16 protein-coding genes and 1 pseudogene are annotated in these 14,953 nt (G+C 62.8%); 11 read left to right on the plus strand and 6 right to left on the minus strand.

All coding sequences use genetic code 11. The features are described from left to right. The first annotated feature begins 100 nt into the window (after window positions 1–100). Window positions 101–1,104 (plus strand): annotated as a pseudogene (locus MESAU_RS25260) (polysaccharide deacetylase family protein). Between the two features lie 30 nt (window positions 1,105–1,134). On the opposite strand, the gene sbmA reads toward MESAU_RS25260, so the two are convergent. From sbmA to MESAU_RS25275, 3 genes are all read right to left on the minus strand, one after another. Continuing rightward, complete coding sequence (gene sbmA, locus MESAU_RS25265; RefSeq protein WP_015318863.1) at window positions 1,135–2,394, minus strand: peptide antibiotic transporter SbmA; 1,260 nt, start codon at window positions 2,392–2,394, stop codon at window positions 1,135–1,137. A gap of 113 nt (window positions 2,395–2,507) precedes the next feature. Then, entirely contained in the window at window positions 2,508–3,668 is a 1,161-nt protein-coding gene (locus MESAU_RS25270; RefSeq protein ID WP_015318864.1) for a YbfB/YjiJ family MFS transporter, read from the minus strand. Window positions 3,669–3,746: 78 nt separating this feature from the next. Further along, the gene (locus tag MESAU_RS25275; RefSeq protein ID WP_140788078.1) at window positions 3,747–3,977 is read right to left on the minus strand and encodes a hypothetical protein; all 231 of its coding nucleotides are present in this window, start codon (window positions 3,975–3,977) and stop codon (window positions 3,747–3,749) included. Between the two features lie 83 nt (window positions 3,978–4,060). Between MESAU_RS25275 and MESAU_RS25280 the strand changes: the two genes are divergently transcribed. Genes MESAU_RS25280 through MESAU_RS25290 form a run of 3 tightly spaced genes read left to right on the plus strand, consistent with a single transcriptional unit; the run spans window position 4,061 to window position 6,683 of the window. Further along, window positions 4,061–5,053, plus strand: a complete 993-nt coding sequence (locus MESAU_RS25280; protein ID WP_015318866.1) for a LysR substrate-binding domain-containing protein — start codon at window positions 4,061–4,063, stop codon at window positions 5,051–5,053. Then, complete coding sequence (locus MESAU_RS25285; RefSeq protein WP_015318867.1) at window positions 5,050–6,306, plus strand: aminopeptidase; 1,257 nt, start codon at window positions 5,050–5,052, stop codon at window positions 6,304–6,306. Before MESAU_RS25280 ends, MESAU_RS25285 begins: the two co-directional genes overlap by 4 nt. 23 nt (window positions 6,307–6,329) lie before the next feature. Then, on the plus strand, window positions 6,330–6,683 hold the full coding sequence (locus MESAU_RS25290; RefSeq protein ID WP_015318868.1) for a DUF488 domain-containing protein: 354 nt from the start codon (window positions 6,330–6,332) through the stop codon (window positions 6,681–6,683). Between the two features lie 96 nt (window positions 6,684–6,779). Here the strand turns inward: MESAU_RS25290 and MESAU_RS25295 are convergent, their stop codons facing one another. Then, window positions 6,780–7,130: an ArsC family reductase gene (locus tag MESAU_RS25295; RefSeq protein WP_041163511.1), complete on the minus strand. Its 351-nt coding sequence runs from the start codon at window positions 7,128–7,130 to the stop codon at window positions 6,780–6,782. A 165-nt stretch (window positions 7,131–7,295) separates the two neighbouring features. Here MESAU_RS25295 and MESAU_RS25300 point away from each other — a divergent pair, with 165 nt between their 5' ends. Both MESAU_RS25300 and MESAU_RS25305 read left to right on the plus strand, forming a co-directional pair. Then, entirely contained in the window at window positions 7,296–7,652 is a 357-nt protein-coding gene (locus tag MESAU_RS25300; protein ID WP_015318870.1) for an ArsR/SmtB family transcription factor, read from the plus strand. Continuing rightward, window positions 7,649–8,128, plus strand: coding sequence for an SRPBCC family protein (locus MESAU_RS25305; RefSeq protein ID WP_015318871.1), 480 nt, complete (start codon window positions 7,649–7,651; stop codon window positions 8,126–8,128). Before MESAU_RS25300 ends, MESAU_RS25305 begins: the two co-directional genes overlap by 4 nt. Before the next feature lie 95 nt (window positions 8,129–8,223). Here the strand turns inward: MESAU_RS25305 and MESAU_RS25310 are convergent, their stop codons facing one another. After that, a complete protein-coding gene (locus MESAU_RS25310; protein WP_015318872.1) occupies window positions 8,224–8,577 on the minus strand; it encodes a SnoaL-like domain-containing protein in 354 nt (117 codons plus the stop codon). Window positions 8,578–8,702: 125 nt separating this feature from the next. Beyond that, window positions 8,703–9,305, minus strand: a complete 603-nt coding sequence (locus MESAU_RS25315) for a 2'-5' RNA ligase family protein (RefSeq protein WP_015318873.1) — start codon at window positions 9,303–9,305, stop codon at window positions 8,703–8,705. Between the two features lie 258 nt (window positions 9,306–9,563). On the opposite strand from MESAU_RS25315, the gene MESAU_RS25320 reads away from it, so the two are divergent. The 5 genes from MESAU_RS25320 (at window position 9,564) to MESAU_RS25340 (ending at window position 14,905) form a co-directional block, all read left to right on the plus strand. Continuing rightward, on the plus strand, window positions 9,564–10,721 hold the full coding sequence (locus MESAU_RS25320) for a fumarylacetoacetate hydrolase family protein (RefSeq protein WP_015318874.1): 1,158 nt from the start codon (window positions 9,564–9,566) through the stop codon (window positions 10,719–10,721). Between the two features lie 295 nt (window positions 10,722–11,016). Continuing rightward, a complete protein-coding gene (locus tag MESAU_RS25325; RefSeq protein ID WP_015318875.1) occupies window positions 11,017–11,952 on the plus strand; it encodes a substrate-binding domain-containing protein in 936 nt (311 codons plus the stop codon). 117 nt (window positions 11,953–12,069) lie between these two features. Then, window positions 12,070–13,056 carry an ABC transporter permease gene (locus MESAU_RS25330; RefSeq protein ID WP_015318876.1) on the plus strand — a complete coding sequence of 329 codons (987 nt, stop codon included), beginning with the start codon at window positions 12,070–12,072 and terminating at the stop codon, window positions 13,054–13,056. Window positions 13,057–13,059: 3 nt separating this feature from the next. Beyond that, window positions 13,060–13,851 carry an ATP-binding cassette domain-containing protein gene (locus MESAU_RS25335; RefSeq protein ID WP_015318877.1) on the plus strand — a complete coding sequence of 264 codons (792 nt, stop codon included), beginning with the start codon at window positions 13,060–13,062 and terminating at the stop codon, window positions 13,849–13,851. Window positions 13,852–13,882: 31 nt separating this feature from the next. Then, on the plus strand, window positions 13,883–14,905 hold the full coding sequence (locus MESAU_RS25340) for a LacI family DNA-binding transcriptional regulator (protein ID WP_015318878.1): 1,023 nt from the start codon (window positions 13,883–13,885) through the stop codon (window positions 14,903–14,905). Window positions 14,906–14,953 lie beyond the last annotated feature (48 nt).

A 14,953-nucleotide genomic window follows, 5' to 3' on the forward strand; every position in this document is an offset into this window, starting at 1 on the left:
TGTTTGTCCCCGGGGGCAAACCCACGAAAACCCAATCGCACCGGCGCCACATTTGCGCGATAGCCGGCTTGCCGACCACCCGGAGCCCGTGAATTTGCCGATGCCTTGTTTGTCCCGCGTTGTTTTGTTCTCGCTTGCCTCACTCGCCACCGCCGGCGTGGCCCTGGCCGATCCGCCCGCGCCACCAGCACCGGCAAGGCCGAAGCAGATCGTGATCATCTCCTTCGACAGCGCGCGCGACATCTCGCAGTGGAAGCGCAGCCGGGCGCCCAGCGCACCGGCGCGCATTTCACCTATTTCCTCTCCTGCGTCTTCCTGCTGTCGCCCGAAACAGGCGGCCAATACACCGCGCCTGGCAAGACGGCGGGCAAATCCAACATCGGCTTCGCCGCCTCCAGGCAGGACGTGGCCGAGCGGCTGGAACAGATCGGCCTCGCCGCCCATGAGGGTCACGACATTGCCAGCCACGCCTGCGGCCATTTCGACGGCAAGGACTGGAGCAAGGCAGACTGGCTGAAAGAGTTCGCCTCTTTCGAGCACATTTTTGAGAACGCCTATGCGATCAACGGCATTGCGCCCGAACCCGAGGGCTGGCGGGAATTCGCGCGGCATGCGGTGGCGGGTTTCCGGGCGCCGTATCTGTCGACTGGCAAAGCGCTTTACGAGGCACTCCCGACAGCCGGTTATCGGTTCGACGCCAGCGGCGTTTCAATGGGTCCTGCCCTGCCGCCGACCGTTGGCGGCATCACCCGCTTTTCCCTGCCGCAGATTCCGGAAGGGCCGAAATCACGGCCGGTGATCGCCATGGACTACAATCTGTACGTCCGCCATTCCGGCGGCTTCGAGCGGCCTAGCAACGCCGGCGAGTTCGCGGACCGGACCTATCAGGCGTTTCGCGCCGCCTTCGACGCGCAATATCGGGGCAAGCGCGTTCCGCTGGAACTCGGCTTCCACTTCACGCTGATGAATGACGGCGCCTACTGGAATGCGCTGGAGCGTTTTGCCGGCGAAGTCTGCGTCAAATCAGATGTCGAGTGCATCAGCTTTCGCGATTACGTCTCGCGGCAGGATGGCGGCCAGAAGCAGGCTGCAGTTGGCGGCTGAGCCGCCAACCGGCGTTTCGTCAGCGCATCCCTAGGCCGGATCCCCGGCCCCTTGCCTTGCCAGATAGCGCTGGTCGATGTCGGGCAACGGCTCGCCTTGCAGCGTCGCCTCAAAGGCGCGCAGGCGTTTGTGCACCGATTGCAGCTCGACGATGGTCGACCATGAGGTAAGCAGGAACTGCAGCGAACCCGTCACCTTGCCGAACGCGTTCGATATCTGGTTCAGCGCGCCGAACGTTATCTTGTGCGCGACCAGCGACGGACCCAGGATCAGCAGCGAGAAAATGTTGTCGGCCTGCAGGTAGGTGTACCGGACGACGTTGAAATAGATGTAGTGGAAATAGAGCCGGAAATAATTGTGCCGCACATTGGCGAACAGCTCGGCGGTGGTGGCGGGTTGCGCCCTGTCCGCATGATCCTCGCCATAGACCAGCTCCTTGCGGTAAGCGGCTTCGACGCGCTGGTTGCGGAACTGCAGGCCGGGAAGCTTCATGCCGGCAATCATCACCGAGATCGTGCCGAACAGACACCAGGCAAGTGCCGCGACCACCAATGGCTGCGGGATCGCGCCGATGATCGGCAGTTCGCTGATATGGGCCTGCAACTGGATCATCACCGGCAGGAAGGCGATCAGGGTCATGATCGACTGGACAAAGCTGGAACCGAGATCCTCCATGATCTGCGAGAACCGCATCGTATCTTCCTGGATGCGCTGCGAAGCGCCCTCGATATGGCGCAGCCTGCTCCAGTTCTCGATAAAGTAGTTGTTCATGGCTGTGCGCCAGCGGAAGATCCAATGGCTGACGATAAAGGCGTTGACCACCTGCACGTTCATGCCGACCAGGGCCAGCCATGAGAAGTCGGCCAATCCGGTGTAGAACTCGGCGTTCGTCGACTTTCCGGTCCCCGACATCAGCCCCTGTACATAGTCGAAGAACGGGCCGTACCACGCGTTGACGGCGACGCTGACCTGCACGTTGAAATAGATGAAGAACAGGATGACCGCCGTCATCAGGATCGACCAGCGCTGCCATGGGTGCGGCGAATACCAACTCCAGAACGCGTAGAAGATGGCCACGCAAAGCGTGAAGTAGATATAAAACCAGAGGAATGGCTTCGATACGAGAATGGCGATGCCGATGATGGGTGGCGCTCCGGGAGCAGCAGGCGGCATGCCGAAAACCGCTCCCAATTGCTCCCCGCCGAAAAACCAGAACAGGATTGCCGCAAGGCTCCAGATGGCGGCCGAAGAGAAGAACAGCTTCGGCTGCGGGAAGAAGGATACGAACACTGTGGCGAATTCCTCGATCGATGCGCAAATCAGCAGGTTTGAGCCGGCATAAGGTCACACATTAGGAGGAAAGAAAATGCCTGCCCGATGCCGGTGCAGAGCAAGACCACAAATCATGGCGATTTTGGCGCAGCCGACCATGTGATGGCGCCGGAGACGACCAGGACGGCCGCGGCGACGATGGAGGCGAGGAAGAAATCGCCCGATGCCTGCGCCAAAAGCCCGGCCGCGATCGGGCCGATGATCTGGCCAAGCCCGAAGGAGGCGGTCATCAGGGCAAAGATGCGCCGGGGCGACGCTGGGGCCTGCTGCCGGGCGGCCTGCAGGCCAAGTGCCGTGATGGCAATGAACGTGCCGCCGAGCAGCACGCCGCCAAGCAGCGGCCCCATGCGCCCGCCGGTGGCGACGCTCGCGGTAACGCCGACAACTTCGACGAAACATCCCAAAGCATAGGCGGCATAAAGCCCGATCCGCGCCGCTATCTTCTGCCAAAGCCAGACCGAAGGAAAACCGGCAAGACCGGCAACCATCCACACCATGGCCTCGAAGACGCGGCTGCCGCCGCCTTGGCGCACGATGGCCACGAGGAAGGTCGCCGTCACAACATAGCCGAAACCGAACAGGCCATAGGCGACGATCATCTTCATCAGCGACCGATCCTTCGGCAGCGCCGGTTCACGGCGGACCTCGCCATTGGTGAGCGGACCCTGGTTCACCAGCAGCGCCACGGCGACGAAGCCGCAAGCCGAAATCGCCCCCGACCACAGCCAGCCCTGCGCCCAGCCGGCATGCTCGGTGACCAGCACCGCCATCATCGCCGCCGATATCGCTATGCCGAGGCCAACGCCACCGAAATGCCAGGCCTGCAGGTCGCCGCGCCCGGCGGCCGCGATATGGCTGAAAACGATGCTGGCCATGAACACCATGACGAAAGCGCTCGCCAGACCGGCCAGAAAACGAATGGCGACGAAGGCGGCCATGGCGTCGGTCAGCCCCATCGAGGCGGCCAGCACGGCGCTGGCACCGAGGGCGCCCAGCATCAGCAAACGCTCGCGTCCATGTGCCCAGCTGCCCGCCGCCGCCAACGCGCCAACGAGATAGCCTAGATAATTCGCCGAGGCGATCCAGCCGGCATTGGCCGGCGACAGATGCAGTTCCTCCATCATGCCAGGCAGGATCGGCGTGTAGACGAAGCGGCCGATGCCCATGGCGACGGCCATGGCGATCATGCCGGCGAAGGCGTAACGCAGCGCTGTCGATTGGGGCGAAGTCATTGCAGTGCACAATAGATGTGCGAGCGGGTGAAACAATCCGCCTCGTGTTGGGCCAGTGCCCTGATCGCGATCGCGCGCTCAGCAGCGATCGCCGAAACCGGCGCTCGGTGAAACGGTCTCATACGCGGTCCGGCGCGCCGTCAACCGGAACGGCACATCACCGAGTTCGCGCTCCGACATTACACCCAGCGCGGGATGGGCAAGCGGATCGGTCAGCCAACTCAGCGTATCGAAGTCGCAGTCCGTGTCATCCGGCGAAGTGGCCGCGACCAGGGCCTTCAGCAACATGCTCAGCATTTCCGGCTCCATGGGCCTGTTTCCACCCATAAGGTCTGCCGTTTCGATATGTCTTTCAATTGAGATTTCGGCCGGACCGGTTTAGAAAATCTCAAATGGCCATGCTCAACCGCGTTCATCTCAACGGCCTTCGCGCCGTGGAAACCGTCGCCCGTCTCGGCTCGCTCGCCGCCGCCGCCGGCGAACTCAATGTTTCCGTCAGCGCCGTCAGCCAGCAGATCAGCCGCACCGAAAAACAGCTCGGCCAGGCACTGTTCGAGCGCACGACCAGCGGCCTCGTCCTGACCGAATTCGGCGCCGTCTTCGCGGCCCGCCTGGGCACTGGATTTCGCGAGCTTGCCCAGGCCGTGGCACTGGCCGACGAAGCCAGCCAGTGCACATTGGTCGTTTCGGCGGCACCGGCCTTTGCCTCCAAATGGCTGCTGCCACGGCTGTCGCGGCACTTCGACCGGCATCCCAACGTGCTGCTGGGTATCGACGCTTCAGTGCGGCTGGCCAATCTCGATCACTCGGACGTCGACATTGCCATCCGGCTTGGCGACGGCAAATGGCCGGGTGGAAAGGCGGAGCTGCTTTTGGCGCAGGAAGTCTTCCCGGTCTGCGCGCCCGGGATTGCCAGAAAACTAACGTCGATCTGCGACCTCGCCCAGACCTGCGCCATCACCGACGAGCGGGCGATGATCAACTGGGAAAGCTGGTTCGCGGCCGCCGGCGTTCAACCCGTTACCTTCCAGAAAGGCGCGAGCTTCACCGACCCGATGCTGTGCCTGGAATCGGCGATCGCCGGCCATGGCGTGATGCTCGGCTGGCAATTGCTGACGGCCGATGCGCTGGCCGACGGGCGCCTGGTGGCGCCGTTCGGAATTCGCGCCCAGAGCGGCCTCGGCTACTGGCTGGTGACCTCCGCCACCAAGGCCGAGAGCCGCAAGGTCCGGGACTTCATGATCTGGATCAAGGAAGAGATCGCGGCGACGATGGCGCGGTTCGGATCGTCGGTCGCGGAGCCCAGCGGCACGATCACGGTGGAAAGCACCGCGGCACCGGTCTATGTTCAATCGAACATCCCAAGACGACAGGCAGGATCATGACCACACATTCGCGCGGCGTTTCCGCAACGATCGACCCGGTGAAGCTCGACAGGCTGGCGGAAGTCGCCATCAAGGTGGGGCTGCAATTGCAGCCCGGACAGGACCTGGTGCTGACATCGTCGATCGCGGCCCTGCCGCTGACCAGGCGCATCGTCGAACACGCCTACAAGGCCGGTGCCGGGCTGGTGACGCCGATCTTCAACGATGACGAGATGACGCTGGCGCGCTACCGCTTCGGCGCCGATGCTGGCTTCGACCATGCCGCCGGCTGGCTCTACGAAGGCATGGCTAAGGCCTTCTCCAACAACGCAGCCCGGCTTGCCGTGCGCGGCGAGGATCCGTCGCTCCTGTCGGCGCAGGATCCGGCGAAGGTGGCGCGCGCCAACAAGGCCAATTCGATGGCCTACCAGCCGGCGCTGGAGAAGATCACCGGCTTCGACATCAACTGGAACATCGTCGCCTATCCGGATCTGGCCTGGGCCAGGCAGGTTTTCCCCGGCGATGCCGACGATGTGGCGGTCGCGAAGCTCGCCGACGCCATCTTCGCCGCCTCGCGGGTGGACGTGGAAGACCCGATCGGCAACTGGACGGCGCACAATGCGGCGCTGCGCGGCCGCACCGAATGGCTCAACGGCCATGATTTCCATGCCCTGCATTTCGCTGGACCGGGCACCGACCTGACGGTCGGGCTGGCGGATGGCCATGAGTGGATGGGCGGCGCCTCGACCGCCAAGAACGGCATCACCTGCAATCCCAACATCCCGACCGAGGAAGTTTTCACAACTCCGCATGCGCGGCGCGTCGAGGGCCATGTCTCCTCGACCAAGCCGCTGTCCTACCAAGGCACGCTGATCGACGACATCTCGGTGCGCTTCGAGGGCGGCAGGATCGTCGAGGCCAAGGCGTCGAAAGGTGAGGACGTCCTGAAGAAGGTGCTCGACACCGACGAGGGCGCGCGTCGTCTGGGCGAAGTGGCGCTGGTGCCGCATTCCTCGCCGATCTCGGCCAGCGGCCTGTTGTTCTTCAACACATTGTTCGACGAAAACGCCGCCTGCCACATCGCGCTCGGCCAATGCTATTCGAAATGCTTCGTCGACGGCGCCTCGCTCAGCCCTGACGAAATCGCGGCGCGCGGCGGCAACAAGAGCTTCATCCATATCGACTGGATGATCGGGTCGGACAAGATCGACATTGACGGCGTCGCCAAGGATGGCAGCCGCGTGCCGGTGATGCGCAAGGGCGAGTGGGCCTGAGGGGTTCGGCGTAGGGAGGTCGAATGGCTTTCGACCTGATGGTCAAGCGGATTTACGAACCGCCCGCTGCCGATGACGGGCAGCGGGTGTTGGTTGACCGCATCTGGCCGCGCGGCGTCAGCAGGGAGCATGCCGCGCTGGCACTGTGGCTGAAGGAGATCGCGCCGAGCGACGACCTGCGGAAGTGGTTCGGGCACGAGCCGGCACGTTGGGCGGAATTTCGGAAGCGGTACGGGGCTGAGCTCGACGGGAATGGTGAGGCGGTTGCGCAGCTGCGCGGCTTGCTTGGCGAGGGCAAGGTAACGCTGCTCTACGGCGCGCATGATGAGGCGCACAATAATGCGGTGGCACTGGCGGAGTATTTGAGCGCGGGTTGAGGCGCTCGGACCTTCGCGAGCAGGCGGGACAGCGCCCTTCTGTCCTGCCGGACATCTCCCCACGAGGGCGGAGATCGGACGGCGCGACGCTTCCGCCTACTTCCCCACCGTCTGCTCATAAACCTCCGGCTTGAAGCCAACCACCACCCGATCGCCGATCTCCAGCACCGGCCGCCTGATCATCGTCGGCTTGGCCAGCATCAACGCTTTCGCCTTCTTCTCGTCGAGGCCTTGCTTGTCCGCCTCCGGCAGTTCGCGAAACGAAGTGCTGCCCTTGTTGAGCAGCTTTTCCCAACCGACCTTGCCGGCCCAGCCATTCAGCTTGCCAGCCTCGATCCCTTCGGCCCGATAGTCGTGGAAACGATAGGGAAGGTCATGGCTCTCCAGCCAGACGCGCGCCTTCTTGATCGTGTCGCAATTGGTGATGCCGTACATGGTGATCGTCAAAGTGCTCTTCCCTTGGGCTGACAGTCGAATCCGTTTCGCAGCCTAAAACCGCCCTTCCCGCTTGGCCAGCAGCTTGGTCAGCGTTGCCGGAAATTTGGCGCTTGCCAACACTAAGGCAATTACCTAAGTGTTTCTAATCGCTTTTTGACGACCCGGGACCGATCGATGACCAGCCTCCAGAGTGCAAATCCAAGCCTCCCGCCGATCGACGGCATTTTTCGCGCGCTTGCCGACCCGACGCGACGGCGCGTGGTCGAGCGGCTGAACAGGAGCCCTGCTTCGGTCAGCGAACTGGCCCAGCCTTTCGAGATGGCCCTGCCATCCTTCATCGACCATCTCAAGATTCTCGAAGGCTGCGGGCTGGTTCGTTCGCAAAAGACCGGACGGGTCAGGACTTACGAGCTTGCGCCTGAACCGTTGAAGCTCGCCGAAAGCTGGCTGGCCGAACAGCGTACAGTTTGGGAACGCCGCCTCGACCGGTTCGATGCCTATGTCATGACCCTCAAGGAGCAGGAAAAATGAGTTATTCCTTCGAGCCCGATCCCCGGCTGGACCTGACGCTGGAGCGCGTAATCGATGCGCCGCGCGAATTGCTTTGGCGAGCCTGGACGACACCTGAGCATGTCAGGCAGTGGTTCACGCCGAAGCCATGGCTGATCACCGACTGCGAGATCGACCTCAGACCGGGCGGCCTGTTTCGGACACGCATGCAGTCGCCCGACGGCAAGGAGGTCAGTGACCGCCACTGCTGCTATCTGGAAATCGTGCCCAACGAGCGGCTGGTGTGGACGGATGCGCTGCTGCCCGGCTATCGACCCTCGGGCGAGCCTTTCATCACCGCGGTCATTTCGCTCCATCAGGATGGCCAGGGTACGCGCTATACCGCCACAGCCATTCACCGTGACCAAGCCACCCGCGACAACCATGAAGAGATGGGTTTCTTCGACGGCTGGGGCACGGTGGCCGATCAACTTGCGCAGTATGTGAAGACGATTTGAACGCTCCCAGCGGCCAGAAGGATCGCTCTGGCCGCCGTGCAAATTTTCAACCTTGCCGCAAAGAGAGCAAAGCTGGGAAGACCCGATTTCCGGCCTCAGTAGTAAAAGCGCTCTTCGGTGATCTTGCCGTTCTTGACCGTGTACAGGCCAACCTCATCCATGGTGACACGCTCGCCGGTGGCCTTGGGCGTTATGTCAAAGGTGAAGCGCACCGCGAATTGATCGCCGTTGACATAAGGGCCCTCGACCGAGCCGCCATGCACTTCGTGGTTCTCTTGCCACCACTGGCTTTTCTGCCTGAGGGCCTCCTTGCCGTGACTGACGGCCATCGGTCCCTCCATCGCTTCGTAGCTGGCGATATCGTCGGCATTGTATTTTTCGGCAGCACCTTCGTTGTTGCCCTGCTTGAGAAGTTCGGTGAACTCCTTGGCGATTTCCGTGACGGTCATTTTTGTTCCTCCTGTTCAGACGCATTGCAAGTAGGGAACCGCTTGCGGACCTGCCATCGCCGACAGGTCGATAGCTGACATGACCCTGTCAGGATGGGGTGTCGCGCGAACCAGCGGCCCCTTCGTTACATCGCAATCAGCGGCCAACGTTCCAGAAAATCATATTGCGTCAGCCCGCGCAGGCTGTGCACGAGAATGAACTCCCGCGCCACGAAGCTGATCGGCTCGATCGGCAGTTCGGGGATAAGTTTCTGGTCATAGGCAAGGGTCATATGAGGGACGAACCCGTCTGACGCCTTCAGGCCTTCACGCAGCATTTCGACGCCGAGATTCCCGCTCAGTTCACAAACCGGTCCGTCATCGGCCACAAGCACGAAGGGATGCTTGGCCGGTCGGCCCCTTGTCGTCGGGCGGCCAGGAAAGCTCCTGGCGTGGCGAAAGGTGATCTCAAAAGCAGGCATCATGACGCGCTGCCCCGATCGGGTGGCCGCAAAGATGATTTTCGACCGCAGCCGCTTGTAGTCCCCGACATGCTGCTGGCTGACATGAAAACGCTCCGGTATCAGCGGTGAGCCGGCTATGCCACATTTGTCGCATAGTCGGCTTTGACAATCAGCAAACCGAGAATAATCCCCTGCCTGCAGAAACACGCCGAAGAAGACACGATCCGGTTTTTGGGGCCGCCTTGGCGGTTCTGGAATTCCGAAATCTAGTTCGCCTTGGTACATTACCTATACGCTCGCCAAGGAACGCCTCCGTTCTGTTCTGGCGCCCGGAACAAAACACGAACAATTCTCTGAGTCAAGTTCGAGTAACCGGACCCTAAGCCCGGTGATGTCCTTGACATCCGGACATCGTGGATGACCCAGTCGGCATATTCGCGGCCACCGCTCGACTGCTTGGATGGGATAGACCTTTGAATGAAATCCGGCGAAAGTGCCGCGCCGACCGGGCCAGCATTTTCGATTCAACGAGGAACCCAACTCATGACCAACCCGACACATCTGCCCGCTGAAGGCTTGTTTGTCGGCCGCGCCAGGAGCGGCGATGCCTCGCACCCCCTGGTCGTCACGGTGCGCGACGGCACCGTCTTCGACATCACATCCAGCGCGGCGCCCACCGTGCGTGACGTCTGCGAATTGGCCGACCCGGCCGGCCATGTGCGCTCGGCCAGGGGCAAGCCGATCGGTTCACTCGACACCATCGCGGCCAACAGTTTCGAAGCCACGCGCGATCGGGCAAAACCCTTTCTGCTGTCGCCGGTCGACCTGCAGGCGATCAAGGCTTCCGGCGTCACCTTCGTGGTCAGCCTGCTCGAACGGGTGATCGAGGAACAGGCGCGTGGCTCGGCCGAGAAGGCCGACGCCATCCGCGCCGACATTGCGGGCCTGATCGGCCATGATCTTTCGAAGCTCAAGCCCGGTTCGCCAGAGGCGATGGAGATCAAGGCCAAGCTGATTTCGCGCGGCGCCTGGTCGCAATATCTGGAAGTGGGCATCGGCCCCGATGCCGAGATCTTCACCAAGTGCCAGCCGATGGCCTCGGTCGGCTTCGGCGCCGATGTCGGCCTGCATCCGGTTTCGACCTGGAACAATCCGGAGCCGGAGATCGCCATGATCGCCGCCTCGAGCGGCAGGATCGTCGGCGCCACCATCGGCAACGACGTCAATCTGCGCGACGTCGAGGGCCGTTCGGCGCTGCTGCTCGGCAAGGCCAAGGACAACAACGCCTCGGCCTCGCTTGGCCCCTTCATCCGGCTGTTCGACGACACGTTCTCCATCGCCGACGTGAAGCAGGCCGTCGTGCGCCTGAAGGTCGAGGGCGAGGACGGGTTTTCGCTGGAGGGGGCAAGCTCGATGGCCGAGATCAGCCGCTCGCCGGAGGAGCTGGTTGCCGCGGCCATGGGCCCGCATCACCAGTATCCGGACGGGCTGGCGCTCTATCTCGGCACCATGTTCGTGCCGTCGAAGGATCGCGGCGAAAAGGGCAAGGGGTTCACGCACAAGGTCGGCGACATCGTCACCATCTCGTCGGAAAAATTCGGCGCGCTGGTCAACCGCGTGCGGCTGTCGCCCGATTGCCCGCACTGGACCTACGGCGCCAGCCATTTGATGCGCGACCTGGCCAAGGCCGGCCTGCTCTAAGCGGCTCTTTGGGGGCTTTCGCCCTCAGAGACCGCCCAGACGTGATCGGGATAGTCCGCCCGGCTGAGCTCTCGGCGACAATCATCCGACTGCCCGGGAAAAATCATCCCGACTGATGCGATCTGATGGGGTCGCTGATGGCGCCGCGTCAGGCGCCCACTACATCTGCAGATGGAGGCTTGCCATTCGCCGAAAAAGGGAATGCTCTTAGGCATCCGAGCGGCGCTGGCAAAAAGACGCAATCCGGCTGAAGCCGGAACAAGGGACGGATCATCTTCAACCGGGAGGAAATCAAATGCTGACGAGACTAAGACTTGTGCTCTACGGCCTGCTGATCGCGCTGACGGTCATTCCGGCAGCCGCGCAGGCCAAGACGTTCTACTGGATTTCACATGGCGGGCCGGCCGACCCGGTCTGGACCTACTTCCTCGCCGGCGCCAAGCAATGGGCCAAGGACACCGGCAACACGGTCAACACGTCGTTCCACAATGGCGACGTCGCCTCGCAGCAAGAGGCGGTCCGTGCCGCCCTCTCGGCCAAGGCCGACGGCATCGTCACCACCAGCCCCGATCCGGGCAGCTTGGTCGAGATCGTCAAGGAAGCGCGCGCGGCCAACGTCCCGATCATCAACTTCAACACGCCCGATCCCAAGGCCAATTTCAACGCCTATGTCGGCGGCGACAACGTCACTTTCGGCAAGCACTGGGCGCAATATCTGGTCGACAAAGGCCTGGTGAAGAAGGGCGACTTCGTCTGGATGCCGGTCGAGATCCCCGGCGCCACCTACGGCGTGCAGGAAGAAGAAGGCATCAAGAGCGTCTTCGGACCGCTCGGCATCACCTATGAAGTGACCGAAGCGACGCTCGACCAGGCCGAGGTGATCAACCGCATGGTCGACTACCTCACCGCCCACAAGGGCAAGGTCAACGCCATCATCGGCCTGGGCGACCTCGTAACCGGTTCGATCAAGCGCGTGTTCGACCAGGTCGGCGTCAAGCCGGGCGAAATTCCGGTGGTCGGCTGGGGCAACTCGCTCGACACCACCCAGGAAGTGCTGAACGGCTATGTCAATGCCGGCCAGTGGCAGGATCCGCAGGCGACCAGCTATGTGGCGCTGTCGCTCGCCAACATGGCGGCCAGCGGCATTCCTCCGGGCTTCAACGTCATCACCGGCGCGCTCTATGAGAAGGACACCGCGGCGGTCTACGACAAGATCCTGTCCGGCAAATAATCCGCGATCCCCTGGCGCCGCGCGTTTTCGCACGGCGCCAGATATCTTCCTGCGCCGTGGCATGCCACCCGATGCGGTGGAGCTCGCGGCCCGTCCCAACCATGTCGCGGGTTCCCAGTGGAAAATCATTCGCTCATCCAACGCCTGATCGCGCGGCCGGAATTCGGACCTTTCATTCTGCTCATCGTGGAGATCGCCGTTTTCTGGGGTTTCAACCACGACTTCCTGTCGCCGCAGAACATCTCCAACACGCTGGCCTTCACGGTCGAGCTCGGCCTAATCGCGCTGGCGATGACGCTGTTAATGACTTCGGGCGAATTCGACCTCTCCGTCGGGTCCCTGTTCGGCTTCTCGCCCGTACTGATGTGGACGCTGTTCAATGCCGGCGTCACCTCGCTGGAAATGGGCTTCCTTGTCGCGCTGGTGGTTGCCGCCTTGATCGGCCTGGTCAATGGCTGGTTCGTCACGCAGCTCAAGATCCCGTCCTTCCTGGTGACGCTCGGCATGCTGCTGGTGGTGCGCGGCAGCGCGCTTTTCATCACCGACGGGTTTCCGCAGCGCACCTGGAGTGCCGAAGGCAGCTGGCTGGCGGAGGCTCTGGTCGGCGACTTCTTCATCGGGCCGTTCCGCATCTACATGTCGCTGTTCTGGTTCATCGCCGCGGCGATCGCGCTCGGCTATGTCCTGACGCAAAGCCGGACCGGCAACTGGATCCAGGCGGCGGGCGGCAATCCCAACGCGGCGCGTGCCCGCGGCGTCAATGTCAATCGCGTCAAGGTCGGCCTGTTCGTCCTGTCGTCGGTCATGGCCTCGCTTGCCGGCGTCATCTCCTCGCTGCGCACATCCGCCGCCAATCCCAACAGCGGTACCGGCTACGAACTCGAGGTAATCGCCATGGTGGTAATCGGCGGCACCGCACTCACCGGCGGGCGCGGCACCATCATCGGCACCGTGCTCGGCATCCTGATCCTGCGCGTGATGCGCAACGGCATCGTGCTGATCGGCGTGCCCGGCCTTGCCTACAACATCTTCATCGGCGCGATCATCCTTGGCATGATGGCGCTGCATTCATGGCTGGAACGCCGGCACCAGGCGGGGACTTGAACCATGGCCGAGCCATTGATCCGCATGCACAACATCCGCAAGTCCTATGGCCGCGTGCAGGCGCTGGTGGACGCCAATTTCCATGTCAACGAGCGTGAGATCGTCGGCCTGCTGGGCGACAATGGCGCCGGCAAATCGACGCTGATCAAGGTTCTCTCCGGCGCGGTGCCGCTGACCAGCGGGGATATTTTCATCCGCGGCAAGAAGGTCACCTTGCGCGATACCAGCGACGCCATCGCCCACGGCATCGAGACCATCTACCAGGACTCCGCCCTGGTCACGCAATTGTCGATCGCGCGCAACCTGTTCCTGGGTCGAGAACCGATCAAGCCGCCGCGCTTCCTCAACCGCATGGACCAGGACGCCATGAACACGGTCGCCCGCGATCTGCTCAAACAGGTCGGAATCTCCAAGAACATCCCGCCGACGACACCGATCGGCTCGCTCTCCGGCGGCGAGCGGCAGGCGGTCGCGATCGCGCGCGCCATGCATTTCGACAGCGACCTGATCATCCTCGACGAGCCGACCAACAATCTCGGCGTGGCAGAGACCCAAGGCGTGCTCAGCTTCGTGCGCAACGCCCGCGATTCCGGCCACTCCTGCATCTTCATCGCGCACAACATCCACCATGTCTTCCAGGTGGTCGACCGCATCGTCGTCATGCGCAGGGGCAAGGTGGTCGCCGACGACATCGATCCGAAGACGACAACCGTGACGGAAGTCGAGCGCATCATCACCGGCATGTCGGACAAGGACATCCGCGACGCCCTCGCCGACGGCAAGCCGGCGCACTGAGGACGTACGAAGCGACGTGTAGGGTTGCGGCATGAAGGCTACCGTCTCCGACATCGCCAGGAACTGCGGGCTGTCGACCGCGACGGTCGACAGGGTGCTCAACAACCGGCCCGGAGCGAGTGCCGCCAACCGGCAACGCGTCATGGAGGCCGCCAAGCAGCTCGGCTATCTACCGGTCGCCGACCAGGTGACGCTTCCCTCGAGGCCCGCAAACCTGGAATTCTTCCTGCCGATCGGCTCGAACGACTTCATGCACGACCTGGCAAAGCACATCGAGGACTACGCCTCGCGCCTGCCGCTGGTGGCGTCCTGCCGGATTCACAATCTCGCCGGTATCTCGCCCAATGCCTTGCAGACCGCGGTCGAAAAGCTGTCGCTGCGCGCCAACGGCGTCGGTGTCATCGCGGTCGATCATCCCAGGACGCGCAACATCCTGCGCGACATGGTCGAGGCCGGTATCCGGCTGGTGACGCTGGTGTCCGATATTCCGGCCGCTCCCCGCTCGGCCTATGTCGGCATCGACAACCGCGTGGCGGGACGGACGGCGGCACTTTTGATGGGACGCTTTCTCGGCGGCCGCGAGGGGCAGCTGGCGATGGTCGTCGGTTCGCGTTCCTATCGCGGCCATGAAGAGCGCGAGATGGGCTTCCGCTCCGTGCTTGGCGAGGAGTTTCCCAACCTCACCGTCAGCAGCGCCGTCGAGATCAATGACGAGCCCGATGCCAGCTATGCCGCAACCATGAAAGCGTTGCGCAACGAGCCGGAACTGCTCGGCATCTATTGCGTCGGCGCCGGGCGCTCCGGCATTGCCAAGGCGATCCGGGAAACCAGGCCCAACCGCAAGCCGGTCTTCATCTGCCACGATCTGACAAGGGAGACACGCGGCTACCTCGTCGACGACCTCGCCGACGTCGTCATCGACCAGAACGCCAGGCTGATCGCGGAGCAGTCGGTGATCCAACTGCTCGGCTCGATCGCATCATCGGCGCCCTATCTCACCCGCAAATTCATCGAGCCGCGACTGATCTTCCGGGAAAACGTGCCCGTGCAGTGAGATCCCGCATCTCCTGGGGAACATGACCGCCCCTGCAAATCTGCACAG

The sequence above is a fragment of the Mesorhizobium australicum WSM2073 genome (assembly GCF_000230995.2).
GTDB lineage: Bacteria > Pseudomonadota > Alphaproteobacteria > Rhizobiales > Rhizobiaceae > Mesorhizobium > Mesorhizobium australicum.

Coding starts and splice junctions, on each gene's coding strand:
- MESAU_RS25325 (WP_015318875.1), top strand. CDS start 11,017: ATGCTGACGAGACTAAGACTTGTGCTCTACGGCCTGCTGATCGCGCTG.
- MESAU_RS25290 (WP_015318868.1), top strand. CDS start 6,330: ATGGCTTTCGACCTGATGGTCAAGCGGATTTACGAACCGCCCGCTGCC.
- MESAU_RS25315 (WP_015318873.1), bottom strand. CDS start 9,305: ATGTACCAAGGCGAACTAGATTTCGGAATTCCAGAACCGCCAAGGCGG.
- MESAU_RS25270 (WP_015318864.1), bottom strand. CDS start 3,668: ATGACTTCGCCCCAATCGACAGCGCTGCGTTACGCCTTCGCCGGCATG.
- MESAU_RS25285 (WP_015318867.1), top strand. CDS start 5,050: ATGACCACACATTCGCGCGGCGTTTCCGCAACGATCGACCCGGTGAAG.
- MESAU_RS25280 (WP_015318866.1), top strand. CDS start 4,061: ATGGCCATGCTCAACCGCGTTCATCTCAACGGCCTTCGCGCCGTGGAA.
- MESAU_RS25275 (WP_140788078.1), bottom strand. CDS start 3,977: ATGGAGCCGGAAATGCTGAGCATGTTGCTGAAGGCCCTGGTCGCGGCC.
- MESAU_RS25340 (WP_015318878.1), top strand. CDS start 13,883: ATGAAGGCTACCGTCTCCGACATCGCCAGGAACTGCGGGCTGTCGACC.
- MESAU_RS25305 (WP_015318871.1), top strand. CDS start 7,649: ATGAGTTATTCCTTCGAGCCCGATCCCCGGCTGGACCTGACGCTGGAG.
- MESAU_RS25300 (WP_015318870.1), top strand. CDS start 7,296: ATGACCAGCCTCCAGAGTGCAAATCCAAGCCTCCCGCCGATCGACGGC.
- MESAU_RS25335 (WP_015318877.1), top strand. CDS start 13,060: ATGGCCGAGCCATTGATCCGCATGCACAACATCCGCAAGTCCTATGGC.
- MESAU_RS25310 (WP_015318872.1), bottom strand. CDS start 8,577: ATGACCGTCACGGAAATCGCCAAGGAGTTCACCGAACTTCTCAAGCAG.
- MESAU_RS25320 (WP_015318874.1), top strand. CDS start 9,564: ATGACCAACCCGACACATCTGCCCGCTGAAGGCTTGTTTGTCGGCCGC.